Origin of the sequence: Pseudomonas gozinkensis (assembly GCF_014863585.1) — a bacterium.
GTDB classification, from domain to species: domain Bacteria; phylum Pseudomonadota; class Gammaproteobacteria; order Pseudomonadales; family Pseudomonadaceae; genus Aquipseudomonas; species Aquipseudomonas gozinkensis.
Genome location: NZ_CP062253.1, coordinates 1,474,283 through 1,499,965, shown reverse-complemented (window position 1 = coordinate 1,499,965; position 25,683 = coordinate 1,474,283). Strand labels below are relative to the sequence as shown.

Sequence of the window (25,683 nt, the reverse complement as noted above, 5' to 3'; positions counted from 1 at the left end):
GGCGGCCGGCCAGAGAGCGGCACGGTCACAACTATATAAGGAAGGAATCAGGCGTTGCGCTAATACCGGCAACAGGAACAGGAGCGGCGACGGTCGGGGAACGTGCGCATGGGAAGTTGCCTCTTGTCATTATTATGGGAGTCGACAATCCGGCGGGCTCATTCACATTCGCGCCGGATGACGCTGCCGCGACATTAATGATCCGGGGGTTTTAGCGTCAATTCGATAAACGCAACTCTGTGCGTTTATCGAACAGCTTCATCAGGCGAACAACTGCGCGCTGAGGTCGCGACTGGCGCTCAACAGGCCGGGCAGAAAGCGCTGTTCCAGTTCGGTACGGCTGACGCGACCGGCATGGGTGCTGACGTTGAGCGCGGCCACCACCTGGCCGGAAGCGTCGTAAACCGGCACGGCAATCGAACGCAGACCTTGCTCCAGTTCCTGATCGACGATGCACCAGCCCTGCTGCCGCACTTCCTGCAGACATTCGAGCAAGGCTTCGGGGGTGTGAAGGGTGCGGCTGGTCTTGGCCACCAGTTCGGCGTGGTCGAGGTATTCGCGCAGCGAGGTGTCGTCCAGCGCTGCCAGCAGGATCCGCCCCATCGACGTGCAATACGCCGGCAACCGCCCGCCCACCGAGAGATCCACCGAAATCAGACGCTGAGTCGTGGCCGAACGGGCGATGTAGAGAATGTCGTCGCCTTCCAGCGTGGCCATGTTGCAGGCCTCGTGCAGTTGCTCGCTCATGCGGTCGAGGTAAGGCTGGGCGGAAACAGCCAGCGGCGTCGAAGACAGATAGGCGTGACCGAGGGTCAGCACTTTGGGCAGTAGCGAATACGTGCGACCGTCGGTGGTGGCGTAGCCGAGCTTGATCAGCGTATGCAGACAACGGCGCACGGCGGCGCGGGGAATTTCGGTGCGGTGGCTGATCTGGGCAATCGTCAGGTGGCGCTTGCGCTCCTGAAACGCCTGCACCACCGCCAGGCCACGGGCCAGGGAGGTCATGAAATCCGGATCACCGGTCAGGGCCTGGATACGCTTGGCCGGCGAAGCGACGATCGGCGGCGCTACCGAGGTGAAGGAATTGCGCATTTGATCGTTCATGTCAGGTCCTTTTTTTCTTGTTCGGATCAACGGCTATACAAGCGGCTCGCCGGCGGATACACAAGCGACAGACCGCCAACACCGGGCGATTATCGAACCGTCGACCGATAATCGCAATCGCCCTTTCCAGCCCCACCGGATGCACAGAGCGGATTTGAACCTGGAACGCCTGCGTAGTTAACACGCTTTAGTTGTTCGACTAAATGGCGCCAGAAACCAAACACCGGGCAACAACGATGCAACTATTGATGAAAGTTGCACGTCACAAAACAATCACACATCCGGAACCGTTTTTAACTTGGCAAAGATAGTCAATCCCGATTCGGCCGCTATAATGCACCTCAGTGACACCGCGCTTTTATTTGCCGACGGTGTCACCCGCTGGCGCGATGTCCATCGCCGCCAGCCCCGGCCAGCGCCTGATGCGCATTACTCATGCACCGCCAGCGCGCTCGCTGAAACTGGAAACTGATGCTGCGTCAGTTTTAATCTGGTGCCGTAGCCGCCTGCAACACGGAAGTCCTGACCGTCTTCCCGACAATACCGCTGCCTGCCCGGGCAAGCGCTTGTTGGCGAACCGGTTAAATGATTCGTTGCAGTGCGTTTCACCAGACATTTAACTCAACTCATACAGGTAGCACTGTGACGAAAGACGAACTGCGCGCGGAACTTGAGCGCCAGGAACAACGTTACAAGGAAGTTTACGGCGGGGAAGTCACCACCTACGCCGCCCAGCCCGAACCGGAACGCAAAGCCTGGCGCAAACGCCCTACCGTTCAGGATCAGGTCTTCCAGCAAGAACTGAAAAAAATGGAAGAGGAACTCAAAGCCGAAGAGCCTTGATGGCTTCCTTTGAGACTTTCGAGGGTAAGCGTACTCACCGGGCTACAAGCGCGGTGGACTGACGATGCCTTGCGCGCCCGCTACCCGCGGGCAGCGGCCAACTCCCCTGTATTGCGCAGGCCTGGAGCATGTCAGACGCGTTTCTCAGATATTTCATACAAGTTTCAGCCCCCTCCCGACAACCGGCCAATCCGCCGGCTCCTCGCATTTTTTTCAATTTAATCAATGCCTTGCAAAACCCTGCAAAAAGCTTGGGTAATGCACCTTGATACAAATTAATTTGGGGAAGAAGGTTACCGATGAGCAGGTAGGGGATCGATTTCCAGTCTTTTCTGGCATAATCGCGCCCCCTTATGACCGGGTCAGAAAACCTTCATGATCGATTTATTCAGCGGACTGGATGCCTGGGTGCTTGTGAGCCTCCTGCTCGCCCTGACATTTGTCCTCGCCTTCGAGTTCATCAATGGATTTCATGACACCGCTAACGCGGTAGCCACTGTTATCTACACCAAAGCGATGCCGCCTCACCTGGCGGTGTTCTTCTCGGGCGTGTTCAACTTCCTCGGCGTGCTGCTGGGCGGCGTTGGCGTGGCGTATGCCATCGTGCACCTGCTGCCGGTAGAACTGTTGATCAACGTGAACACCGGCCATGGTCTGGCAATGGTGTTCTCGCTGCTCGCCGCCGCGATCGCCTGGAACCTGGGCACCTGGTACTTCGGTATCCCGGCCTCCAGTTCCCACACCCTGATCGGTTCGATCCTCGGTGTCGGTCTGGCCAACGCCCTGATCAACGAGATTCCACTGGCCGACGGCGTCAACTGGCAGAAAGCGATCGATATCGGCGCCTCGCTGGTGTTCTCGCCGATGGCCGGTTTCCTGATCGCCGCGCTGGTACTGATCGGCCTGAAATGGTGGCGCCCGCTGTCGAAGATGCACAAGACGCCGGAACAGCGCCGCAAGATCGACGACAAGAAGCACCCACCGTTCTGGAACCGTCTGGTCCTGGTGATCTCGGCCATGGCCGTGAGCTTCGTGCACGGTTCCAACGACGGCCAGAAAGGCATCGGCCTGATCATGCTGGTACTGATCGGTATCGTGCCTGCGCAGTTCGTACTCGACCTGAACAGCACCACCTACCAGATCGAACGCACTCGCGACGCGACCCTGCACCTGAGCCAGTTCTACAAGCGCAACGCCGATACCCTGGGCGAATTCCTGGCCCTGGGCAAAAGCGTGGAAGGCGACCTGCCGGAGAAATTCCGTTGCAACCCGCAACAGACCGAACCGACCATCGCCGCCCTGCTCGACACCCTCAAAGGCGTCGCCGACTACCACTCGCTGTCTGCAGAAAGCCGCATCGAAGTGCGTCGCTACCTGCTCTGCCTGGACGACACCGCGAAAAAAGTCAGCAAACTGCCGGGTCTTGCACCGCGTGAGAAGGCTGACCTGGACAAGCTGCGCAAAGACCTGACCACAACCACCGAATACGCCCCGTTCTGGGTGATTCTGGCGGTCGCACTGGCCCTGGGCCTGGGCACCATGGTCGGCTGGAAACGTGTGGTACTGACCATCGGCGAGAAGATCGGCAAGCAAGGCATGACCTACTCGCAAGGCATGTCGGCCCAGATCACCACCGCCAGCCTGATCGGCATGGCCAACATCTTCAGCCTGCCGGTGTCCACCACCCACGTCCTCTCCTCGGGCGTGGCCGGGACCATGGTCGCCAACAAAAGCGGCCTGCAAGGCGGCACGGTGAAAACCATCCTGCTGGCCTGGGTCCTGACCCTGCCAGCCACCGTGGCCCTGTCGGCCGGCCTGTTCTGGCTGGCGTCGAAGGCGCTGGGTAGCTGATAGACCGCTGTGATGAAAAAGGCGTGATTCGAAAGGATCACGCCTTTTTTGTTGCTTCCAGAAATGGGACGCAGAGCGTCCCGGGCTGCATTCCCACGCGGAGCGTGGGAACGATCAAAGCAAAAGCAGTCCGCCTTCCGCTCCTCACCACTCAACACGATGAGCGTTAGCTCGAGTACCGCTCTTGACGTGCCGGCCCCATCGGAAGGCTGAGTGGAGGGATTTATCCGGGGGTGGGCGCGTAGCGCCGTTCGACGAAGTCGAACACATCGAGAGGAGGTGCAGCGAAGCAAACCGTAGGCGATGCCCCCGGATGAATCCCGGAACGAAGGAACGCCGAGCCACAGCGAGGCGCCGAACGCAGGGGCCCAGCCTTTTGCTTACTTTTCGGCGTTTGGAAAAGTGAGCCGCTGTAAGAGCGGAACCGCCAGCCGCAACACCCGCAAAAACGGATATACACCCAAAACCCCAAGAGCATGGTCGGCCCAAAGGCCGCCAAGACAAAAAAAAGGGCAACCGAAGTTGCCCAAAATGCCTTGCGTGCTCATCAAACCCGGAAGAATCAAGGCTTCTTGCGCTTGTTCGCATCCTTCCAGATAAAAAATCCAAACCCTGCAAAAAACAGAACCATCAGGCCCACAGTCAGGACCCCGGCAAACACCACGTTATCGAAAAACATGACTGGCCTCCTGGCCCCTGCTCTGCTGCGATGGAACTAAGTTAACCAATCAGACAGGCGCAGGAATTGACCGGGATCAATGCCGGTCACCATGCGGAGGAAAGGAAGGGAAATAACTGACCTGCATCAACGGATGCAGGGGAGATCAACGCTTTTTCGGTTTGTTTTTCGGCTTTTTCTTCGGTTTGCCTAACGGCATGGCCTGCTCGAAAGCCTGACGTACTTCGTTCAGGCGCTTCTCGTTGAGGTCATGAACCCGCTTGGCGCGTTCGGTGTTGAGGTCGATCAGCTTGTCGTCTTGGCTCATGGCGTTCGGTGCATCGTTTGGACTGAATCACAACTGCCGGATCACCGACAGGACTGCGCCAATAATGCGGCCTGACGCGGGCGCTGACCAGCAACACGCATTAAAGGCTCCGCAACAATTCAAATCTCGATATCGACCCAAAGCCCCTGACGCGGCTGATCTTCCATCAATGGCGCCACCGGCACGGTGTTGTCGGCATTCAGTTCGGTGCCGGGCACAGCGAGGTGTGCCTCGGGGTCGTCGTCGGCTTCGCGGCGACGGCGATCGCGTTCCTGCTGGCGGCGCTGCTCTTCGCGCAGCAGATAACCGTCCTCTTCCGGATCGCGCTTTTGCAGGTCGATGGTGCTTTCGTTGGAGCTTTCCTGCACCGGCACCACAGGGGGAATATCCGGTCGCTGGCGGATCGGATCCTGTTGGGAGGTGATCGGCACGGCGCTCAGGGGGAGCATCGGTGGCAGCATATGAAGGGTCTCCTGTCAGCAGGTTATCGGCGGCGCCAGGGGGGCCTTGAGCCATCGGTCGCAAACTTGTGACCGGTTTGGCACTCAGGGGTGCCGCAACATCCCGTAAAACCGATGCATGACCTAATCTTCCCTGCAATTGGCCGATTGCGGTTAAAAGCCGGGCCGTGGCTCCTTATCCTTTGGCCTCGGGCCCTCATTCCGTTAAGATAGCCCGCTTTTTCAAGGTGGGAGTCAGGCAGCATGGCGCAGCAGTATCAACCGGGGCAACGCTGGATCAGTGACAGCGAAGCAGAGCTTGGTTTAGGCACCGTTCTGGCACAGGACGGCCGCTTGTTGACCGTGCTTTACCCGGCCACTGGCGAGACTCGCCAGTACGCGCTACGGAATGCGCCCCTCACCCGCGTGCGGTTCTCGCCCGGCGATTCGATCACTCACTTCGAAGGCTGGAAGATGACTGTCCAGCAAGTCGACGACGTCGACGGCCTGATGGTCTACCACGGCCTCAACGCGCAGAACGAAGCGGTCACCCTGCCGGAAACCCAGCTGTCGAACTTCATTCAGTTCCGTCTGGCCAGCGACCGTCTGTTCGCTGGCCAGATCGACCCGCTGGCGTGGTTCTCCCTGCGTTATCACACCCTGGAACACACCAGCCGCCAGTTGCAGTCCGCGCTCTGGGGCCTGGGCGGCGTGCGCGCACAACCGATCGCCCACCAGTTGCACATTGCCCGTGAAGTCGCCGACCGCATCGCGCCGCGCGTATTGCTGGCGGACGAAGTGGGTCTGGGCAAGACCATCGAAGCCGGCCTGGTGATCCATCGCCAGTTGCTGTCGGGCCGCGCCAACCGCGTGCTGATCCTGGTGCCGGAAAACCTTCAGCACCAATGGCTGGTGGAAATGCGCCGCCGTTTCAACCTGCAGGTCGCGCTGTTCGACGAAGAACGCTTCATCGAAAGCGATGCCACCAACCCGTTCGAAGACACCCAGTTGGCCCTGGTGGCGCTGGAGTGGCTGGTCGACGATGAAAAGGCGCAGGACGCCCTGTTCGCTGCCGGCTGGGACCTGATGGTCGTCGACGAAGCCCACCACCTGGTGTGGCACGAAGAGAAAGTCAGCCCGGAATACTCGCTGGTCGAACAGCTGGCCGAAGTCATTCCCGGCGTGCTGCTGCTCACCGCCACCCCGGAACAGCTCGGTCAGGACAGCCACTTCGCCCGTCTGCGCCTGCTCGATCCGAACCGTTTCCATGACCTGGCCGCCTTCCGCGCCGAGAGCGAAAACTATCGCCCGGTGGCCGAAGCCGTTCAGGAGCTGCTGGACAAGGGTCGCCTGTCGCCGGCCGCGCACAAGACCATCCACGGTTTCCTCGGCAACGAAGGTGAAGCCCTGCTCACCGCCGTCAACGATGGCGACACCGAAGCCAGCGCCCGACTCGTGCGTGAACTGCTCGACCGCCACGGCACCGGCCGCGTGCTGTTCCGTAACACCCGCGCCGCCGTGCAGGGTTTCCCGGAGCGCAAACTGCACCCGTACCCGCTGCCGTGCCCGGACGAATACCTCGAACTGCCGCTGGGCGAACACGCCGAGCTGTACCCGGAAGTCAGCTTCCAGGCCCAGCCGGACGCCAGCGAAGAAGAACGCTGGTGGAAATTCGACCCGCGCGTCGAGTGGCTGATCGACCAGCTGAAAATGCTCAAACGCACCAAAGTGCTGGTGATCTGCGCCCACGCCGAAACCGCGATGGACCTGGAAGACGCCCTGCGCGTGCGCTCCGGCATCCCGGCCACAGTGTTCCACGAAGGCATGAACATCCTCGAGCGTGACCGCGCCGCCGCCTACTTCGCCGACGAAGAGTTCGGCGCGCAGGTGCTGATCTGCTCGGAAATCGGCAGTGAAGGTCGCAACTTCCAGTTCGCTCATCACCTGGTGCTGTTCGATCTGCCGTCGCACCCGGACCTGCTGGAACAGCGGATCGGTCGTCTGGACCGGATCGGCCAGAAGCACATCATCGAACTGCACGTGCCTTACCTGGAAACCAGCCCGCAAGAGCGCCTGTTCCAGTGGTATCACGAAGCACTGAACGCGTTCCTCAACACCTGCCCGACCGGCAACGCCTTGCAGCATCAGTTCGGCCCGCGCCTGCTGCCGCTGCTCGAAGAGGCCGACGACGGCGAGTGGCAAGCGCTGATCGACGAAGCGCGCACCGAGCGCGAGCGTCTGGAAGCCGAGCTGCACACCGGTCGCGACCGTCTGCTGGAACTCAACTCCGGCGGCGCCGGCGAAGGTGAAGCGCTGGTCGAGGACATCCTCGAGCAGGATGATCAGTTCGCCCTGCCGATCTACATGGAAACCCTGTTCGACGCGTTCGGCATCGACAGCGAAGACCATTCGGAAAACGCCCTGATCCTCAAGCCGAGCGAGAAGATGCTCGACGCCAGCTTCCCGCTGGGCGACGACGAAGGCGTGACCATCACTTACGATCGCAACCAGGCGCTGTCGCGCGAAGACATGCAGTTCATCACTTGGGAACACCCGATGGTGCAGGGCGGCATGGATCTGGTGCTGTCCGGTTCGATGGGCAACACCGCCGTCGCGCTGATCAAGAACAAGGCGCTGAAGCCTGGCACGGTGCTGCTGGAACTGCTTTACGTCAGCGAAGTGGTTGCCCCGCGTTCGCTGCAACTGGGTCGTTACCTGCCGCCAGCCGCCCTGCGCTGCCTGCTCGACGCCAACGGCAACGACCTGTCGTCGCGCGTGGCGTTCGAAACGCTGAACGATCAACTGGAAAGCGTGCCGCGTGCCAGTGCCAACAAGTTCATCCAGGCCCAGCGCGATCAGCTGACGCCACGGATCAACGCCGGTGAAGACAAGGTCACCCCGCGCCACGCCGAGCGTGTGGCCGAGGCCCGCCGCCGTCTGGCAGCCGACACTGATGAAGAACTGGCGCGCCTGACCGCGTTGCAGGCGGTCAACCCGACCGTGCGCGACAGCGAACTGGATGCCCTGCGCAAGCAGCGTGAACAAGGTCTGGCGATGCTCGACAAGGCAGCGCTGCGACTGGAAGCGATCCGGGTGCTGGTGGCGGGCTAAACCGCCCTGCTCCATCGCCACAAATGAAAAGGCCCGCAGCGATGCGGGCCTTTTTTTGTACACCGCAGATCGTTCCCACGCTCCGCGTGGGAATGCAGCCCGGGACGCTCCGCGTCCCATTCGAGAGCTGGAACGCGGAGCGTCCCTTCAGGCATTCCCACGCGGAGCTTGGGAACGATCAGGCGACACCGGTCATCAAGCGGTAACGGCCTGACTCTGCGGCTCAACCACCGCCACCAGCCCTTCCTTCATCCGCTTCGCATCCCGCACAAAGCAGCGCGAGGCGAGGAACAGGAACACCATGGTCAGGAACAGCGCCACCGGAATCAGGTACATCGCATCATGCAGCCCGACTGCCTTGAACGCTTCGGTCATCTGCTCGGCACCCGCCGAAACCATCGCCGACTTGGCGAAGTGATCCGACAAGCCACCGACCACCACCGGGCCCAGACCGCCGCCGAGCAAATACAACCCGGCAAAGAACAGGGCCATGGCCGTGGCCCGCAGACGTGGTTCGACCACGTCCTGAATCGCCGTGTACACGCAGGTGTAGAAGTTATAGGCGAACAGCCAGCCCACGCTGAACACCGCGACAAACACCCCGATCTCGATACGCCCGGCATGCAGCGCCCACGCCGTGCACAGGGTCGAGATGATCAGGCTGAACGCGGCAAACAGCAGGCGCCCGTTGGCCACCCGCTGGTGGATCTTGTCGGCGATCCAGCCGCCGAGGGTCAGGCCGATCAACCCGGTCACACCGACGATCACCCCGGTCGCCACCGCCGCTTCCTGCAACGGCATCAGGAAATAACGCTGGAGCATCGGCACCAGGAACGAGTTGCAGGCGTAGGTCGCGAAGTTGAAGCACAGCCCGGCCAGTACCAGCCACAGGAAGGTCGGCACGGCGAGAATCCGGCGGATCGGCTTGTCGACTTTCTCCTGCGACACCTGCACGGTTTCCGCCGCGCCACGTTTGGGTTCCTTGATGAAGAACATGAACACCGCCAGCAGCAGCCCCGGTACGGCGGCGATGAAGAACGGCGCGCGCCAGCTGTCGAACGCCTTGACCATCCAGCCGATGGTGAAGAAGGCCAGCAACAGCCCCAAAGGCAGGCCGAGCATGAAAATGCCCATGGCCCGGGCCCGGCGGTGGGCGGGGAACAAGTCGCCGATCAGCGAGTTGGCGGCGGGTGCGTAACTGGCCTCCCCGATGCCGATGCCCATGCGCACCAGAAGGAAACTCCAGAAACTGCCGACCAGACCGTTGACCGCCGTCAGCGCGCTCCAGGTCGCCAGCCCCCAGCCCATCAGTTTGCTGCGCGAACCGGTGTCGGCCATTCGCCCCAGCGGCAGACCGGCAATGGCATAGACGATGGTGAACGCGGTGCCGACGATCCCCAGCTGAAAGTCGCTGAGGTGCCATTCCATGCGGATCGGCTCGATGATGATCGCGGGGATGGTGCGATCGAAAAAATTGAACAGGTTGGCGAGGAACAGCAGGAACAGAATGCGCCAGGCATTCGCCGCTTGGGTCGAGTTCTGCATGGGTCCGTCTCTTTATTGTTATTGGGGCTCCACTGCCAACGCATCCGAGCCCGGAACCTGCAATCTAGTCACGCTCGTCGGGGCTGTCTGTGATCATTCGTCAGCCTGATGACGGGCCATGGCCGTGTAACGAAACGTAAGCCCTTGAAATGCTTCGAATCCCCCTAAAACCGGGGGGTTTGCGGAAAAATCCGGCAATGAAAAAATACTTTCACGCCCCCCTTCCCAACGCCGTGGCAAAGCCTAGAATGGCCGCCGGATCCGTCCGGATCCTGCCGATCAATCCCTTTGATACCCCCGCCCATGTCCGAAGTCAGTCCGTGTCTGAATTGCGGTGCCTGCTGTTCCCATTTTCGTGTTTCTTTTTTCTGGGGTGAATGCGCATCCTCCGGCGGGACCGTGCCCGATGAACTGGTCACCCAGATCACGCCCAGCCGGGTCGCGATGATCGGCACCGACCGCAAGGCGCCGCGCTGCACTGCGTTGGAGGGCGAAGTCGGAAAGTCGGTGGCCTGCACGATCTACGACAAGCGTTCCAGCCCCTGCCGCGAGTTCGAAGCGTCGTGGGAAAACGGCGAACAGAACACCGACTGCGACAAGGCCCGTGCCCGTTTCGGCCTGCCGCCGCTGCAGCCGCACTGGAACGAAGTCGCCTGAGTTCAGGCGTTTCAACGCTTAGCGCCAAACGCTATGACGCTCATGCCAAAATCATTAGCGCCAATGTGCCACTACCGCTTGCACGCCAAAAACCGCCTCTATACTGCAAACATTCGCCTGCGTTGATGACGCAGTAAGGACGCACTCAGAGACGGGGCATGCTATGGAGTGGCTTGGTTTGCAGTTCGTTGCCGAGCAGCCGGAGAGCGGGCAGGTCATCCTCAATTGCACACACAATCCCCTGTTGGTGCTGGTGGCCTATCTGGTCGCCTGCGCCGCGAGTTTCGCCACCCTCGACATGGCCGAACGGGTCGCCCACGCTGAAGAACCCGGTTCGCAACGACTCTGGCGCTGGATCGGCGCGACTTGCCTGGCCGGCGGCATCTGGGCCATGCACTTCATCAGCATGCTGGCGCTCCAGGCGCCGATCGACATTCAGTACGATCTGCCCGTCACCCTGTTTTCCCTGCTGATCGCGCTACTGGCGTCCTGGCTGGCCATGCACACCCTGAGCACGCCTCAACCGAGCCAGCTGCAATACCTCAAGACTGCCATCGTCATTGGCCTGGGCATCGCCGGCATGCATTACGTCGGCATGGCCGCCATGGAATCCGCCGCCACGCCTTATTACGATCCCACTCTGTTCGTGTCATCGATCGTGATCGCCATCGGTGCCAGCTTCGCCGCACTGTGGGTGGCCGGTTACTTGCGTGAAGGCAGCGGCCTGCACATCCAGATGCTCAAATACGTGGCCGCGCTGATTCTCGGCGCCGGCATCCTCAGCATGCATTTCACCGGCATGGCGGCACTGCAACTGGTGCTGCCCGAGGGGCAATTGCCGACCCTGGCCGCGCAAACCAGTCAATTGCAGCTGGGCCTGACCGTCGCGCTGATCACATTGCTGATTCTCGGCAGCGCAATCAGCGCCGCATTGGCCGACAAGAAGCTGCAGAACAAGGAGCACGATCTGCGCCGGGTCAACACCCTGCTCAGCCAGCTCGATCAGGCCCGCATGTCACTGCAACACGTGGCCAACTACGACGCCCTGACCAACCTGATCAACCGGCGCGGCTTCAATCAGATCTTCGCCGAAAAACTCAGCCAGAAATCCAGCGAAGGCGGCATGCTGGCGGTGATGTTTCTCGACATCGACCATTTCAAACGCATCAACGACAGCCTCGGCCATGACGCCGGCGACGAACTGCTCAAGGTCATTGCCCAGCACATCAAGGGCTCGGTGCGCAGTCATGAAGATGTGGTGGCGCGGTTCGGCGGCGACGAGTTCTGCATCCTGATCGGCCTGCGCGACCGCGAAGAAGCGCGCAACCTGGCCCAGCGCATCATGCTCAAGATGAAAGAGCCGATCGAACTCGCCGGGCGGCGCATGGTGATGACTACCAGTATCGGCATCAGCCTGTTTCCCGAAGACGGCTCCACCTGCGATGAACTGCTCAAGCACGCGGATCTGGCGCTATACCAATCCAAGGGCGCCGGGCGCAACGGCGTGCATTTCTTCGATTCCAACCTGAAAAACCGCGCCAGCCTCGAACTGCAACTGGAGGAAGAACTGCGCCATGCCCTGCGTGAAGAGAACGGCCTGCGGCTGTATTACCAGCCGATCTTCGAACTCAAGACCGGCAAGGTCACCAAGCTCGAAGCGCTGATCCGCTGGCAGCACCCGGTACACGGTCTGCTCCCCCCGGATCGTTTCATTGCCATTGCCGAAAACAACGGCCTGATCGCTGAACTGGACAATTGGGTACTGCGCAAGGCCTGTGAAGACCTTGGCGAACTGTCGCGCCATGGTTGCGAAGACTTGAAGATTGCCTGGAACTGCTCACCGCTGAATCTGGCCCGGGAGGAACTGGCCAATGAAATCGAGCACGCCCTGCGCAGCGCCGGGGTCGCTCCGGAACGGCTGGAACTGGAAGTCACCGAAAACGCCTTGATGGGCAACATCGCCAACACACTGGTGCTGTTGCGGCAGATCCGCGCCCTCGGCGTGTCACTGTCGATCGACGACTTCGGCACCGGTTATTCGTCGCTGGCCTATCTCAAGCGCCTGCCGCTCAACACCCTTAAAGTCGATCGCTCGTTCATCCTCGACATTCCCAAAGCCACCGCCGACATGGAGATCGTCCAGGCGATCATCGTCATGGCGCACACCCTGCACTTGCAGGTGGTTACCGAGGGCGTTGAAAGCCTGGAACAGTACGAATTTCTCGAGCGCTCGGGCTGCGACTTCATTCAGGGTTACCTGCTCAGCCGCCCGGTGCCGCTGGCCGAACTGCGTCCGGTGCTGGAGGAGATCAACCAGCGCAAACACGCGCACGCGCTCAATCCGCTGAGTCTGGCGCGCGGTACATTTGCACCAGTGTCGCTGGATCCTTCTGCAAAAAGCCCTGCGCCCCATGCAGGCGCATCAGTTGTGCGGCCAATCCGCTGATCGGCGTGGCCGAGCCGGTTTCCCGGGAAAACTTCACCGCAGTATCCAGATCCTTGAGCAGTGTGCGCACGTGCCACTTCACCGGCTCGAAACGGCTTTCGGCCATTTGCGGGGCGAGGATCTGCAACGGTCTGGAATCGGCAAAACCACCGGCCAGCGCTTCGGCGATCAAACTGGCATCGACCCCGGCCTGCTCGGCCAGCGCCACCACTTCGGCGATCACCAAGGCGTTGCAGGCAACGATCATCTGATTGCAGGCCTTGGTCACCTGACCGGCGCCGACGCCGCCCATGTGTGTGACGCGCTGACCGAGGGCGAGCAGGACCGGTCGTATGCGATCCAGGTCCGCTGCATTACCGCCGACCATGATTGCCAGACTGCCCGCCTCGGCCCCGACCACCCCGCCGGACACCGGCGAATCGAGCCAGCCCATGCCCGTCTTGCCGGCCAGCTCGGCTGCCATCTCACGGGTTGCGGTCGGTTCGAGGCTGGAAAAATCCACCAGCAACTGACCAGGTTTCGCCCCTTCGGCCACGCCCGTCGGGCCGAACACCACTTCGCGCACCACCGCGGTGTCCGCCAGGCACAGCATCACCACGTCAGCGTGTTCACAGAGTTCAGCGGGAGTGGCCACTTGCCGGGCGCCGGCCTCGACCAGCGGCGCGCACTTGGCCGGGTTGCGGTTCCACACGGCCAGCGGATAACCGGCGGCCAGCAAGCGGCGGCACATCGGCAGGCCCATCAGGCCGATTCCGGCAAACCCCAACGAAGGTCGCGTTGACATCATTTAGCCTCCTTTTGATTAAAGATCGCCGAATAATGGCCGATCCATCATCAATCAGGAAAGGATTCCCCCGCGCGGCACTCAGGCCACAACCCTGACGCACGGGCCAAATACGCGCAGAAAAAAGACGCGAGATCCCCATTCCGTGAGGCTCGACGACAGCGGTCGTCGAACCAACCAGTCCAGGTATATGGCGCACAATGACTTCTAAAAACAATCCGGCCACTGCGGTATCCGATCTGACTCTGAGCCCTGCGGCGAACAGCCCTGCCCCGATGAAGCCATTGCCACCCTCGCGCCCGCTGGGCACCCAGCAATACCTGTACTTCACCGAAACCAACACCGACCGCATCCTCGACAACCTCGATGGCCTGCGTGACCTGGTGTTCCCGCGCCCACCGCACCTGGAAGGCGACAATGAACAGCACAACGACCAGGAATTCCCGTCGGTATGCCTGATCGGCCTCGGTCGCTGCGGCTCCAACATCGCCCTCGACGTGGCGGAGCTGGTGTACAACGCGCGCAAGTTCTACCTCAACGAATTCAACAACGAGGATCGCCCCTCAAACGATCGTCGCTTGGCCGACAAGGGCTACAGCCCGGCCCAGTGGATCAAGACCAACCTGCGGATCGGCCCGAACAAGGGCAGCAAACCGGTGTTCCTGGTGGAACCGTTGGTGATGCTCGGTGATCTGGACAAGGACATTGCGGGCCGTATCCGCTTCTCGCGCAAAGGCGAAAAAAGCGGTTTCCTGCGCGACTACAGCAAGATGAAGATCATGGACTTGTCCGAAGTCCACGCCGGTGGCGCCGGTAACGCGCCGATCCTCGGCCAGTACCTGGCGAAGATCATCCTCAACAAGGACACCCAGCGTTTCTCCAGCCCTGACTGGAAAATGATCCACTCGTACCTGATCGACAGCTGCGGCATCAAGGCCAACCAGTCGCGGCTGTATTTCTCGATCTTCAGTGCCGGCGGCGGTACCGGTTCGGGCATGGCCTCGGAATTCGGCCTGGCCCAGCAGCACTCGTACATGAACAAGACGTTCGACACCAAGCCGATGGACGAGCATGACGGCAAGAGCGGTCATTCGTTCGTGTTCGAACCGATCTTCACCAGCGGCATCTGCGTGCTGCCGAACATTTCCGACCACCGCAGCGAAATGTCCGAGGCGCTGCACATCAACGCCGGTCGCCTGCTGTGCAAATACCTGTCGGAAGAATGGGATTTCTCGTACAACTTCGCCAACGAAGACAGCAGCGAAGCCAGCGTCATGGGCCGTATCCGCCCGTGGAACGCGATGATGCTGATCTCCAACGACATCATGCGTTACGCCGAAGAGAGCGATGACGGCAACATCCAGAACATTGATGTCAATGCCATGGAGAAGCACGCCAACCAGTACATCTCGCAGCAGATCTTCAACATTCTGACGGCCCAGGCGGTCACGACCGACTACGACCAGAACTACTTCCGTCGTGCCGGCATCGACATCGGCGAGACCATTCGCCTGGATGCCAACGACCTGTTCATGAGCCTGGCCGGCCCGGTGGCGATTGCCTACGCCGAATCCGTGGTGCCGGAAACCCCGCCGCCGAGCAGCGACAAGTTCAAGGTGTTCGATAAAGAGCCGCAGCGCCTGAACATCGACGACCTGTTCTTCCGTTCGATCGACCTGCCGCACTTCAACAAGGTGACCCAGGCCATCGAAGGCATCAGCCTGCTGCCGATCGAGTCCAAGCGCTATCGCGCGTCGCTGGAGCAATACAAGAACTCTGGCTACGACGCCGCCGCGCTGCATGACCTGCACTTCTTCAAGAACTGCTCGTCGGTGGTCTCGATCGTTTCGCTGCCGAAAGACTACAAGCTGTCGTACATGGACCTGAACCGGTTGAAAACCCACCTCAACAGCCTGTTCCCGAACACTACGCTCAAGCGCTACGCGCTGGTGATCGGCGCCTCGGCCAACCTGTCGCTGACCACCCTGATCGCCAAGAGCCCGTGCCTGTCGGACGACTTCCTGACGCTGATCGTGGCGTTCATCAAGCGTTGCTTCGCCAAGACCCCGTACCGTTTCGACGAGACCCTGGACAACTCGATCCTCGACTTCATCATCAACGAAGAATTCGACGAAGACCGCATCGACGACCTGCTCAACGAATTCGAGAACCCGGCGAAGATCCTCGACACCAACTGGTACGCGATCAAGCCGATGTACGAGAAGAAGTACCGCGAGCTGATCAACGACAAAGAGAAGTTTGTCTCGATCAACGACATTCGCCTGTCGCGCGATTGCGTGAAGAAGTCGATCAAGTACTTGCGCGAGATCTACCGTCACCGGATCGGCAAGACCAAGGTTATTTCCCTCAATAACCATACCGGCAAGTCTTACTCGGTCTGATCCAGGACCGCGTCGCCGCCCTTCGCGAGCAAGCTCGCTCCCACAGGTTTTGTGCTCGACACGGATACTGTGGGAGCGAGCTTGCTCGCGAGAGGCCGGGCGAAACACCCCAAATCCCAAACTCTCCAACATCCCGAAACAATTAAGCAGCCGTCAGGCTGCTTACTGAACTGTGCCCGTTACGTTTACGTCACCGTTATGCCACCCACGCTTGTGGCATTTCTCTACGGCAATCGGCCATCACGCTACTCCGCTACACACTTTTTGCCGGCCAACACTCGCACCAACAAGGTGCAACCCGTCAGACCGCCGCCCTTTCCTGGACCAGAATCCACGGCCGGACCACCACCGCCCACATCTCGGGATCGCGTTCGAAAATATCCAGCGCCCGCGTTTCAGACAGCTTGGCGACCTTGTCTTCGGCCAGCCAGGCAGCGACTTTCTCGCCCTGATCCGACGCCACGGCCTCGGCGACCGCGATCAAATCCAGGCCAGCGTCGACCCACAATAGGGCACCTTGAGCGTAGAAGCGCTCCAGCTCTTTCCAGGTAATAGATGCGGTTTCACCAAGCAGCTTGGCATAGAGGGTGCTAGGTTCTTGATTCATGGGACTGTCCGGAAAAGAAATCGGCGCGAATGATAACGTCGGTGGTCCGGCAGAAAAACCCGGTTGCAAAAGGCCGTACCGAATGAAAAGAGCAGGAACGCCAAGGAATGCTGATGATTGGGGTATAAGCCCTCTGAACGTCCCGCCGCAATTCTGTCTTTTTCTTTCATTTAAGCGACACCCTCAGGTTTTGCCCCCTGGCGCCAGCTTCCCAGGCCAACAACCGGCGCTCTACACTGTACCGGTACAGTTGCCGGGGGCTTTTCCGGAGGGTATCGCCTAGATATCTGTCCCGGTTCTGCTGCTACGGCGTCAGGACTCTAAAAAAATACAACAGTAAGAGTGGAGCACTATGACTAAGGCTACTAAGCAGATTTCCAAACTGTTTGCCGCTATGGTTCTGGCCGGGGTTGCCAGCCATTCGTTCGCAGCTGACACCATCAAGATCGGTATCGCCGGCCCTAAAACCGGTCCAGTAGCCCAGTACGGCGACATGCAGTTCAGTGGCGCGAAAATGGCCATCGAACAGATCAACGCCAAAGGCGGCGTCGACGGCAAGAAGCTTGAAGCCGTTGAATACGATGACGCGTGCGATCCTAAACAAGCGGTAGCGGTGGCGAACAAGGTCGTCAACGACGGCGTCAAGTTCGTGGTCGGTCACCTGTGCTCCAGCTCCACCCAGCCTGCTTCGGACATCTACGAAGACGAAGGCGTGATCATGATCACCCCGGCTGCCACCAGCCCGGACATCACCAACCGTGGTTACAAAATGATCTTCCGTACTATCGGTCTGGACAGCGCCCAGGGCCCTGCCGCCGGTAACTACATCGCCGATCACGTGAAGCCGAAAATCGTCGGCGTACTGCACGACAAGCAGCAGTACGGTGAAGGCATCGCCACCGCCGTCAAATCCACCCTCGAGAAGAAAGGCACCAAGGTTGCCGTGTTCGAAGGCGTCAACGCCGGCGACAAGGACTTCTCCGCGATCATCGCCAAGCTCAAGCAAGCCAACGTCGACTTCGTCTACTACGGCGGCTACCACCCGGAGCTGGGTCTGATCCTGCGTCAAGCCCAGGAAAAAGGCCTGAAGGCCAAGTTCATGGGTCCGGAAGGCGTGGGTAACGACTCGATCACCCAGATCGCCAAGAGCGCTGCAGAAGGCCTGCTGGTGACCCTGCCGAAATCCTTCGACCAGGATCCGGCCAACGTTGCCCTGGCCGATGCATTCAAGGCCAAGAAAGAAGACCCGAGCGGTCCTTTCGTGTTCCCGTCCTACTCGGCAGTTGAAGTAATTGCCGAAGGTATCAAGGCTGCCAAGTCCGAAGATGCTGCCAAAGTGGCTGAAGCCATCCACGCCGGCACCTTCAAGACCCCGACCGGCGACCTGAGCTTCGACGCCAAGGGCGACCTGAAGGACTTCAAATTCGTGGTTTACGAGTGGCACGAAGGCAAACCTAAAACCGAAGTGTCGCCTCAGTAAGGCCCTGCCTGACTGACTGCCAATAAAGCCCACGGCGTGCCGTGGGCTTTGTTTTACGAATGTATTGGGCCGCGCTGGCGTGATCCGCCAGTCTCCCCACCTGAAAATCTCAAAACCGTCATCAGCGGTTCGCTGGCAAAACCCGGATTCGAAGTGGATAAAGATCCACGGGACCGGGCGGGAAAATGACTCCACCAGTGAAATGCGTATCAGGTTTTTAGGAGCGCTGTAATGCCTGACATCTATCACTTCTTCCAACAGCTGGTTAACGGCTTGAACGTTGGCAGCATGTATGCCCTGATCGCCATCGGCTACACGATGGTCTACGGCATCATTGGAATGATCAACTTCGCCCACGGCGAGGTGTACATGATCGGTTCCTACGTGGCGTTCATCGCCATCGCCGGGCTGACCATGATGGGACTCGAAAGCGTCCCGCTGTTGATGACCGTGGCGTTCATCGCCAGCATCGTCGTCACCAGCTCCTACGGTTACAGCATCGAACGCATTGCCTACCGCCCGTTGCGCGGCAGCAACCGTCTGATCCCGCTGATTTCCGCGATCGGTATGTCGATCTTCCTGCAGAACACGGTTCTGCTGGCGCAAGACTCCAAGGACAAAGCAATCCCCAACCTGATTCCGGGCAACTTCGCCTTCGGCCCAGGTGGCGCACATGAAGTGCTGATTTCCTACATGCAAATCGTGGTGTTCGTGGTGACCCTGATCGCCATGCTCGGCCTCACGCTGTTCATCTCCCGCTCTCGCCTGGGCCGCGCCTGCCGCGCCTGCGCCGAAGACATCAAGATGGCCAACCTGCTGGGCATCAACACCAACAACATCATCGCCCTGACCTTCGTCATCGGTGCTGCGCTGGCGGCCGTCGCGGCCGTGCTGCTGAGCATGCAATACGGCGTGATCAACCCGAACGCCGGTTTCCTCGTCGGCCTCAAGGCCTTCACCGCGGCTGTACTGGGCGGGATCGGCAGCATCCCCGGCGCCATGCTCGGTGGGCTGGTGCTCGGGGTGGCGGAAGCCTTTGGCGCCGATATCTTCGGCGACCAGTACAAGGACGTCGTGGCTTTCGGCTTGTTGGTTCTGGTGCTGTTGTTCCGTCCGACCGGCATTCTGGGCCGTCCGGAGGTTGAGAAAGTATGACTAGGAATCTTAAACAGGCGCTGTTCAGCGCCTTGCTGGTCTGGGCCGTGGCCTATCCGGTACTGGGTCTGAAACTGACCATCGTCGGCATCAACCTGGAAGTGCACAACACCAGTCCGGCCATTCTGGCGACCATTGCCATCTGCTCGGTGCTGATGTTCCTGCGGGTGCTGTTCAACCAGCAGATCAGCAAGGCGTGGCGGTCTTCGCCGGGCATGCCGCTGATCCCGGCCAAGGCCAGCAACTTCCTGACCCTGCCGACCACCCAGCGCTACTTCATCATTGCGCTGATCATCGGTGCGCTGGTGTGGCCGTTCTTCGGCTCCCGTGGCGCGGTGGACATCGCGACGCTGATCCTGATCTACGTAATGCTCGGCCTCGGTCTGAACATCGTGGTCGGTCTGGCCGGTCTGCTCGACCTGGGTTACGTCGGCTTCTACGCCGTCGGCGCCTACAGCTACGCGCTGCTGTCGCACTACTACGGCCTGAGCTTCTGGATCTGCCTGCCGATTGCCGGGCTGATGGCGGCGACGTTCGGCTTCCTGCTCGGCTTCCCGGTGTTGCGTCTGCGCGGCGACTATCTGGCGATCGTGACCCTCGGTTTCGGGGAAATCATCCGCCTGTTCCTGCGCAACCTGACCGACATCACCGGCGGCCCGAACGGCATCAGCAACATCGAGAAACCGACGTTCTTCGGCCTCACCTTCGAACGCAAGGCTGCGGAAGGCCTGCAAACCTTCCACGAGTATTTCGGCCTGCAATACAACTCGATCAACAAGGTGATTTTCCTCTACCTGGTTGCCCTGCTGCTGGCGCTGGCGGCGCTGTTCATCATCAACCGCCTGCTGCGCATGCCGATCGGCCGTGCGTGGGAAGCGCTGCGTGAAGATGAGATCGCCTGCCGCGCGCTGGGTCTCAACCCGACCGTGATCAAGCTGTCGGCGTTCACCCTGGGCGCGAGCTTCGCCGGTTTCGCCGGCAGCTTCTTCGCCGCCCGTCAGGGTCTGGTGACGCCGGAATCGTTCACCTTCATCGAGTCGGCGATCATCCTCGCCATCGTGGTGCTGGGTGGCATGGGCTCGCAGCTGGGCGTGATTCTCGCGGCCGTGGTGATGATCCTGCTGCCGGAAATGATGCGTGAGTTCAGTGAGTACCGCATGTTGATGTTCGGCGCCCTGATGGTGCTGATGATGATCTGGCGACCTCAAGGTCTGCTGCCCATGCAACGTCCTCACATGGAGCTGCGCAAATGAGCCGCGAGATCCTGAAAGTCGAAAATCTGAGCATGCGCTTCGGCGGCCTGCTGGCGGTCAACGGCGTGGCCTTGACCGTGAAGGAAAAACAGGTGGTTGCACTGATCGGGCCGAACGGCGCGGGCAAGACCACCGTGTTCAACTGCCTGACCGGTTTCTACCAGCCATCGGGCGGCAGCATCCTGCTGGACGGCGAGCCGATCCACGGCCTGCCGGGCCACAAGATCGCCCTCAAAGGCGTGGTGCGCACCTTCCAGAACGTGCGGTTGTTCAAGGACATGACGGCGGTCGAGAACCTGTTGATCGCCCAGCACCGTCACCTGAACACCAACTTCCTGTCCGGCCTGTTCAAGACCCCGGCGTTTCGCAAGAGCGAGCGCGAGGCCATGGAGTTCGCCGAATACTGGCTGGAAAAGGTCAACCTGAAAGAGTTCGCCAACCGCCCCGCCGGCACCCTGGCCTACGGTCAGCAGCGTCGCCTGGAAATCGCCCGCTGCATGATGACCCGTCCGCGGATCCTCATGCTCGACGAACCGGCCGCCGGCCTGAACCCGAAGGAAACCGAAGACCTCAAGGCGCTGATCAGCGTGCTGCGTGAAGAGCACAACGTGACCGTGCTGCTGATCGAACACGACATGAAACTGGTCATGAGCATTTCCGACCACATCGTCGTGATCAACCAGGGCACGCCCCTGGCCGACGGCACGCCGGAACAGATCCGCGACAATCCTGAAGTGATCAAAGCCTACCTGGGGGAAGCGTAAATGCTGCAGTTCGAAAACGTTTCCACCTTCTACGGCAAGATCCAGGCCCTGCACAGCGTCAACGTCGAAGTCCGCCAGGGCGAGATCGTGACCCTGATCGGCGCCAACGGTGCCGGCAAGTCCACCCTGCTGATGACGCTGTGCGGTTCGCCGCAGGCCCACAGCGGCAGCATCCGCTACATGGGTGAGGAACTCGTCGGCCAGGACTCGTCGCAGATCATGCGCAAGAGCATTGCCGTGGTGCCGGAAGGTCGTCGGGTGTTCGCCCGTCTGACCGTCGAAGAAAACCTGTCCATGGGCGGATTCTTCACCGACAAGGGCGACTATCAGGAACAGATGGACAAAGTTCTCGGTCTTTTCCCACGCCTGAAAGAACGCTTCAACCAGCGCGGCGGCACCATGTCCGGCGGCGAACAGCAAATGCTCGCCATCGGCCGTGCGCTGATGAGCAAGCCCAAACTGCTGCTGCTCGACGAGCCGTCGCTGGGCCTGGCACCGATCATCATCCAGCAGATCTTCGACATCATCGAACAGCTGCGCAAGGACGGTGTGACGGTGTTCCTGGTCGAACAGAACGCCAACCAGGCGCTGAAAATCGCCGACCGTGCGTACGTTCTGGAGAACGGCCGGGTGGTGATGCAAGGCACCGGTGAAGCGCTGCTGACCGACCCGAAAGTGCGTGAGGCGTATCTCGGCGGTTGATGGATCGCTTCAAACAGAAAACGGCCTTCGGGCCGTTTTTTGTGCCCGACAAAAAACTTTTACCGATCGCTGTAACGCATCGCCGAGTCGTTTCTCTAGTGGGGTAAGCAAGCGCATTCGCTTGTTCAATCCAAGTAAAAGACCGGAGAAACATCATGACTGCTACCACCCGCACCCTGTCCGCCACCGCCCTGGTTCTGGCCCTCGGTTCCGCTCTGAGCATGGCCGCCGTTTCGACCGTACAGGCGGCCGACAACACCAACATGGAAAAATGCTTTGGCGTGGCCATGAAAGGTCATAACGACTGTGCCGCTGGCGCCGGCACCACCTGCGCAGGCACGGCGAAAATGGATTACCAGGCCAACTCCTGGAAATTCGTTCCGAAAGGCACCTGCACCACCACCGAAAGCAAGACCTCGCCGACCGGTTTCGGTCAGATGGAAGCCTTCAAGGCCAAGTCCTGATCCGGAGGCTGCCCGAGTGTCGATCATGATCACATCCTGCGACCATGCCTTCAGCCGCACTCGGGCAGCCCTCACCGGGCTCCCGCCCCGTGCCGGGCTGGGGCTCAAGAGCGGGCACTTCCGGGAAGTGCTCGGTTCTCTTCCGGACATCGGTTTCTTCGAAGTCCACGCCGAAAACTACATGGTGGCCGGCGGCCCGTTTCATCATTTTCTGGGTTTGATCCGCGAGGCGTATCCGCTGTCGCTGCACGGCGTCGGACTGTCCATCGGAGCCGAAGGCTCGCTGGATGTCCAGCACCTCAAACGCCTGGCGGCGCTGATCGAGCGCTATCAACCCCAGTCCTTTTCCGAACACCTGGCCTGGTCGACCCACGGCCCGGTGTTCCTCAATGATCTGCTGCCCCTGGCGTACGACACGTCGACGCTGAACCGCGTCTGCGACCACATCGACCAGGTGCAGAACACCCTCAAGCGTCCGATGCTGCTGGAGAACCCGGCAACCTATCTGGCGTTTCAACGCTCGACCATCGACGAAGCGGATTTCATCCGTGAAGTCATCCGGCGCACTGGCTGCGGTCTGTTGCTGGACGTGAACAATGTCTACGTCTCGTGCATCAACCATCAGCGCGATCCCCTGGCTTATCTCGAAGCACTGCCGCTGCACGCCGTCGGCGAGATTCATCTGGCGGGTTTTGCCGAAGATTCCGACAGCCTCGGTGATCGCTTGCTGATCGACGATCACGGCGCACCGATCGATCAGGCAGTCTGGTCGTTGTACCGGCAGGCGCTGGAACGCGTCGGTCCGGTAGCGACGCTGATCGAACGGGACAATCAGGTGCCGGCCTTCAACGTGCTGTTGGCAGAAGCGCAGCAGGCCGATGCGCTGTTGCTGTGCGCGGGAGCTCGGCCATGAGCACTCAAGCCGCGTTCAGCGCCGCGTTGCTCGATATCGACCTGCCCTGCCCCGACGGTTTGTGCAGCGCCAACGGCGCCGATCCGGCCAGTCGTTTCGCGGTGTACCGCAACAACGTACAGGGTTCGCTGATCAACGCATTGGCCGACAGTTATCCCGTGGTGAGGCAGTTGGTGGGTGACGAGTTCTTTCGGGCGATGGCCGGAGTTTTCGTGCGCAACCATCCGCCCCACTGCCCGGTGATGAGCGACTACGGCGGAGAGCTGGCGGACTTCATCCGTGGTTTCGAACCCGCCGCAAGCGTTCCCTATCTGGCCGATGTCGCGCGACTGGAGCGCCTGCGCACGCTGGCCTATCACGCTGTCGATGCGTTGCCGCTGAGTCAGGAGCGGATCGCTGCTGTTTTTGCAGATGCGGATGCGCTGAACGAACTGCGCATCGGTCTACATCCTTCGCTGCATCTGCTCGATTCAAACTTCGCCGTGGTGGACATCTGGGCCGCGCATCAGCAGGGCGCCACGCTGGCCGGGATCGTTCTGAATAACGCCCAAAACGCGCTGATTCTGCGCAACGGACTGGAGGTCGAGGTGTTCGCCGTGGATCGCGGCGCCAGCCAGTTCATTCGCCGGCTCAAGTCCGGCCAGTCACTGACCCAGGCACTGGAGTCCGCCGAGGCCTTCGACCTCAGCCAGACCCTCGCCCTGCTGATCAGTCGCCTGGTCATCACTCATCTCCACCCAAAGGTGTCGTCATGAACAGTCTCGTTGCCCGCGCCATCGCGCTGCTGGAAAAAATCCCTCACAGCCTGATCGCCTTCATCGCGCGCTTTTCCATCGCGGCGGTGTTCTGGAAATCCGGGCAGACCAAGGTCGAAGGGCTGGCCATCGACTTGATCGACGGAACATTCCAGATTGGCTGGCCACATCTGGCGGACTCGACGATTCCGCTGTTCCAGAGCGAATACCACGTGCCGCTGCTGTCGCCGGAAATCGCCGCGCACATGGCGGCGTTCGCCGAGCATTTTTTCCCGATCCTGATCCTGATCGGCTTCGCCACACGGTTTTCAGCGCTGGCGTTGCTGGGCATGACGCTGGTCATCGAGCTATTCGTCTACCCCGACGCCTACCCGACTCACGGCACTTGGGCAGCGGTGTTGCTGTACCTGATGGCGACCGGGCCGGGCAAAGTGTCGCTCGATCACCTGATCGCCCGGCACTACAACCGGTCCAACGCTTCGCCGCTGAGTTTGAACCAGCCGATCAGGTAATCCGCCAGCACCTGGGTGCGTTTCGGCAGCCCGCCCTGATACGGGTGCACCAGGTACATCGGCATGCGCCGTGTCTGAAAATCGCGAAGGAGCCAGCGCAATCGGCCGTCAGCCAATTCCGCCTGCAACAGGTAGGACGGCAGGCGAGCGATCCCGGCGCCGGCCAGTGCGGCTTTTTTCAACAGGTTGTAGTGATTGCTGGCGAACGGCCCCGACACCCGCACCCGCAGCAGTTCGTGCTGCTGGTGATAGAGCCATTCCTCGCGACCGCTGTAATGGCTGTTGAGCAGGCAACGGTGCTCGGCCAGTGCCTGCGGTGTCAGTGGTTCGCCAAAGCGCTCCAGATATTCAGGGCTGGCGCAGGTCATTTCCTGCCAGGCCAGCAGCGGCTTGGCCACCAGCCGCTCGTCATTGGCCACTTCAGTGCGAATCGCCAGGTCGAAGCCGTCGCGGGACAGGTCGCGGTAGCTGTTATTCAGCTCCAGTTCGATCTGCACCTCGGGGTATTTCTGCGAAAAATCCAGCAACAAGCCGTCGAAGAAGGTTTCCCCCAGTGACACCGGAACCGTCATACGCACGGGACCTGCCATGTCGTCCTTCAATCGCGCCAATGCCTGACGCGCTCGCTCCACCTGGACTACAAGCGCCTGCGCCTGAGGCAACAACGCCGCACCCGCCGCCGTCAGGCTCAGCCGACGCGTGGTACGTTGCAGCAGCACCACGGAGAACCGCGTTTCCAGCTGACTGATGCGCTTGGACAACTGCCCCTTGCTGCACCCCAGTTGCTGCGCCGCCAGGGTAAAGCTGCCCGCCTCGATCAACACCGCGAACGCCGCCAGATCATCCATCTCGCTCATGGATTGTTTCCATTTGAAAACCAAAGGTTGCCCATTAGCGCGCTTATCAGCA

General features: G+C 60.6%; 23 protein-coding genes. 15 read left to right on the top strand and 8 right to left on the bottom strand.

From position 1 onward, the window contains the following. Positions 1 to 261: 261 nt before the first annotated feature. Positions 262 to 1,104, bottom strand: coding sequence for a pca regulon transcriptional regulator PcaR (pcaR, locus tag IHQ43_RS06675; RefSeq protein WP_192563794.1), 843 nt, complete (start codon positions 1,102 to 1,104; stop codon positions 262 to 264). Positions 1,105 to 1,746: 642 nt separating this feature from the next. On the opposite strand from pcaR, the gene IHQ43_RS06670 reads away from it, so the two are divergent. Together IHQ43_RS06670 and IHQ43_RS06665 are read left to right on the top strand one after the other, a co-directional pair. Beyond that, a complete protein-coding gene (locus IHQ43_RS06670) occupies positions 1,747 to 1,947 on the top strand; it encodes a hypothetical protein (RefSeq protein ID WP_007957826.1) in 201 nt (66 codons plus the stop codon). A gap of 375 nt (positions 1,948 to 2,322) precedes the next feature. Next, entirely contained in the window at positions 2,323 to 3,798 is a 1,476-nt protein-coding gene (locus IHQ43_RS06665; RefSeq protein WP_039771417.1) for an inorganic phosphate transporter, read from the top strand. 562 nt (positions 3,799 to 4,360) lie between these two features. On the opposite strand, the gene ccoM is transcribed toward IHQ43_RS06665, so the two are convergent. The 3 genes from ccoM to IHQ43_RS06655 all read right to left on the bottom strand — a co-directional run bounded on the left by ccoM (position 4,361) and on the right by IHQ43_RS06655 (position 5,245). Then, positions 4,361 to 4,477, bottom strand: a complete 117-nt coding sequence (gene ccoM / locus IHQ43_RS29670) for a cytochrome c oxidase subunit CcoM (protein WP_007959205.1) — start codon at positions 4,475 to 4,477, stop codon at positions 4,361 to 4,363. Positions 4,478 to 4,622: 145 nt separating this feature from the next. Beyond that, complete coding sequence (locus tag IHQ43_RS06660; RefSeq protein WP_007959203.1) at positions 4,623 to 4,784, bottom strand: hypothetical protein; 162 nt, start codon at positions 4,782 to 4,784, stop codon at positions 4,623 to 4,625. Positions 4,785 to 4,903: 119 nt separating this feature from the next. Then, positions 4,904 to 5,245: a hypothetical protein gene (locus IHQ43_RS06655; RefSeq protein WP_007959194.1), complete on the bottom strand. Its 342-nt coding sequence runs from the start codon at positions 5,243 to 5,245 to the stop codon at positions 4,904 to 4,906. A 243-nt stretch (positions 5,246 to 5,488) separates the two neighbouring features. On the opposite strand from IHQ43_RS06655, the gene rapA reads away from it, so the two are divergent. Beyond that, a complete protein-coding gene (gene rapA / locus IHQ43_RS06650) occupies positions 5,489 to 8,335 on the top strand; it encodes an RNA polymerase-associated protein RapA (RefSeq protein ID WP_102686611.1) in 2,847 nt (948 codons plus the stop codon). A gap of 195 nt (positions 8,336 to 8,530) precedes the next feature. On the opposite strand, the gene IHQ43_RS06645 is transcribed toward rapA, so the two are convergent. Next, the gene (locus tag IHQ43_RS06645; RefSeq protein ID WP_192563793.1) at positions 8,531 to 9,880 is read right to left on the bottom strand and encodes a spinster family MFS transporter; all 1,350 of its coding nucleotides are present in this window, start codon (positions 9,878 to 9,880) and stop codon (positions 8,531 to 8,533) included. Positions 9,881 to 10,183: 303 nt separating this feature from the next. On the opposite strand from IHQ43_RS06645, the gene IHQ43_RS06640 reads away from it, so the two are divergent. Next, positions 10,184 to 10,537: a YkgJ family cysteine cluster protein gene (locus IHQ43_RS06640; RefSeq protein WP_007959180.1), complete on the top strand. Its 354-nt coding sequence runs from the start codon at positions 10,184 to 10,186 to the stop codon at positions 10,535 to 10,537. Between the two features lie 163 nt (positions 10,538 to 10,700). Then, on the top strand, positions 10,701 to 12,983 hold the full coding sequence (locus IHQ43_RS06635; RefSeq protein WP_192563792.1) for a putative bifunctional diguanylate cyclase/phosphodiesterase: 2,283 nt from the start codon (positions 10,701 to 10,703) through the stop codon (positions 12,981 to 12,983). Here IHQ43_RS06635 and IHQ43_RS06630 read toward each other — a convergent pair. After that, on the bottom strand, positions 12,874 to 13,770 hold the full coding sequence (locus IHQ43_RS06630) for an NAD(P)-dependent oxidoreductase (RefSeq protein ID WP_192563791.1): 897 nt from the start codon (positions 13,768 to 13,770) through the stop codon (positions 12,874 to 12,876). The genes IHQ43_RS06635 and IHQ43_RS06630 overlap by 110 nt on opposite strands. A 197-nt stretch (positions 13,771 to 13,967) precedes the next feature. On the opposite strand from IHQ43_RS06630, the gene IHQ43_RS06625 reads away from it, so the two are divergent. Next, entirely contained in the window at positions 13,968 to 16,169 is a 2,202-nt protein-coding gene (locus IHQ43_RS06625) for a hypothetical protein (protein WP_192563790.1), read from the top strand. Positions 16,170 to 16,470: 301 nt separating this feature from the next. Here IHQ43_RS06625 and IHQ43_RS06620 read toward each other — a convergent pair whose 3' ends face one another. Beyond that, the gene (locus tag IHQ43_RS06620) at positions 16,471 to 16,776 is read right to left on the bottom strand and encodes a DUF2288 domain-containing protein (protein WP_192563789.1); all 306 of its coding nucleotides are present in this window, start codon (positions 16,774 to 16,776) and stop codon (positions 16,471 to 16,473) included. Positions 16,777 to 17,128: 352 nt separating this feature from the next. Between IHQ43_RS06620 and IHQ43_RS06615 the strand changes: the two genes are divergently transcribed. The 9 genes from IHQ43_RS06615 to IHQ43_RS06575 all read left to right on the top strand — a co-directional run bounded on the left by IHQ43_RS06615 (position 17,129) and on the right by IHQ43_RS06575 (position 24,774). After that, positions 17,129 to 18,256 carry a branched-chain amino acid ABC transporter substrate-binding protein gene (locus tag IHQ43_RS06615; RefSeq protein WP_192563788.1) on the top strand — a complete coding sequence of 376 codons (1,128 nt, stop codon included), beginning with the start codon at positions 17,129 to 17,131 and terminating at the stop codon, positions 18,254 to 18,256. A gap of 231 nt (positions 18,257 to 18,487) precedes the next feature. Then, positions 18,488 to 19,411, top strand: a complete 924-nt coding sequence (gene livH / locus IHQ43_RS06610; RefSeq protein WP_007959165.1) for a high-affinity branched-chain amino acid ABC transporter permease LivH — start codon at positions 18,488 to 18,490, stop codon at positions 19,409 to 19,411. Further along, complete coding sequence (locus IHQ43_RS06605; protein WP_115076811.1) at positions 19,408 to 20,664, top strand: high-affinity branched-chain amino acid ABC transporter permease LivM; 1,257 nt, start codon at positions 19,408 to 19,410, stop codon at positions 20,662 to 20,664. Before livH ends, IHQ43_RS06605 begins: the two co-directional genes overlap by 4 nt. Further along, on the top strand, positions 20,661 to 21,428 hold the full coding sequence (livG, locus tag IHQ43_RS06600; RefSeq protein WP_007959160.1) for a high-affinity branched-chain amino acid ABC transporter ATP-binding protein LivG: 768 nt from the start codon (positions 20,661 to 20,663) through the stop codon (positions 21,426 to 21,428). The genes IHQ43_RS06605 and livG overlap by 4 nt, the downstream gene beginning before the upstream one ends. Continuing rightward, a complete protein-coding gene (locus tag IHQ43_RS06595) occupies positions 21,429 to 22,130 on the top strand; it encodes an ABC transporter ATP-binding protein (protein WP_003222380.1) in 702 nt (233 codons plus the stop codon). A 155-nt stretch (positions 22,131 to 22,285) separates the two neighbouring features. Continuing rightward, positions 22,286 to 22,594 (top strand): BufA1 family periplasmic bufferin-type metallophore, encoded by a 309-nt coding sequence (locus IHQ43_RS06590; RefSeq protein ID WP_192563787.1) that lies wholly within the window; start codon positions 22,286 to 22,288, stop codon positions 22,592 to 22,594. A gap of 25 nt (positions 22,595 to 22,619) precedes the next feature. Then, positions 22,620 to 23,507 carry an MNIO family bufferin maturase gene (gene bufB, locus IHQ43_RS06585; protein ID WP_192563786.1) on the top strand — a complete coding sequence of 296 codons (888 nt, stop codon included), beginning with the start codon at positions 22,620 to 22,622 and terminating at the stop codon, positions 23,505 to 23,507. Continuing rightward, positions 23,504 to 24,262, top strand: coding sequence for an HvfC/BufC N-terminal domain-containing protein (locus IHQ43_RS06580; RefSeq protein WP_192563785.1), 759 nt, complete (start codon positions 23,504 to 23,506; stop codon positions 24,260 to 24,262). The genes bufB and IHQ43_RS06580 overlap by 4 nt, the downstream gene beginning before the upstream one ends. Beyond that, positions 24,259 to 24,774 (top strand): DoxX family protein, encoded by a 516-nt coding sequence (locus IHQ43_RS06575; RefSeq protein WP_192563784.1) that lies wholly within the window; start codon positions 24,259 to 24,261, stop codon positions 24,772 to 24,774. The genes IHQ43_RS06580 and IHQ43_RS06575 overlap by 4 nt, the downstream gene beginning before the upstream one ends. On the opposite strand, the gene IHQ43_RS06570 is transcribed toward IHQ43_RS06575, so the two are convergent. Next, on the bottom strand, positions 24,723 to 25,631 hold the full coding sequence (locus tag IHQ43_RS06570) for a LysR family transcriptional regulator (protein WP_192563783.1): 909 nt from the start codon (positions 25,629 to 25,631) through the stop codon (positions 24,723 to 24,725). The genes IHQ43_RS06575 and IHQ43_RS06570 overlap by 52 nt on opposite strands. Between the last annotated feature and the right edge of the window lie 52 nt (positions 25,632 to 25,683).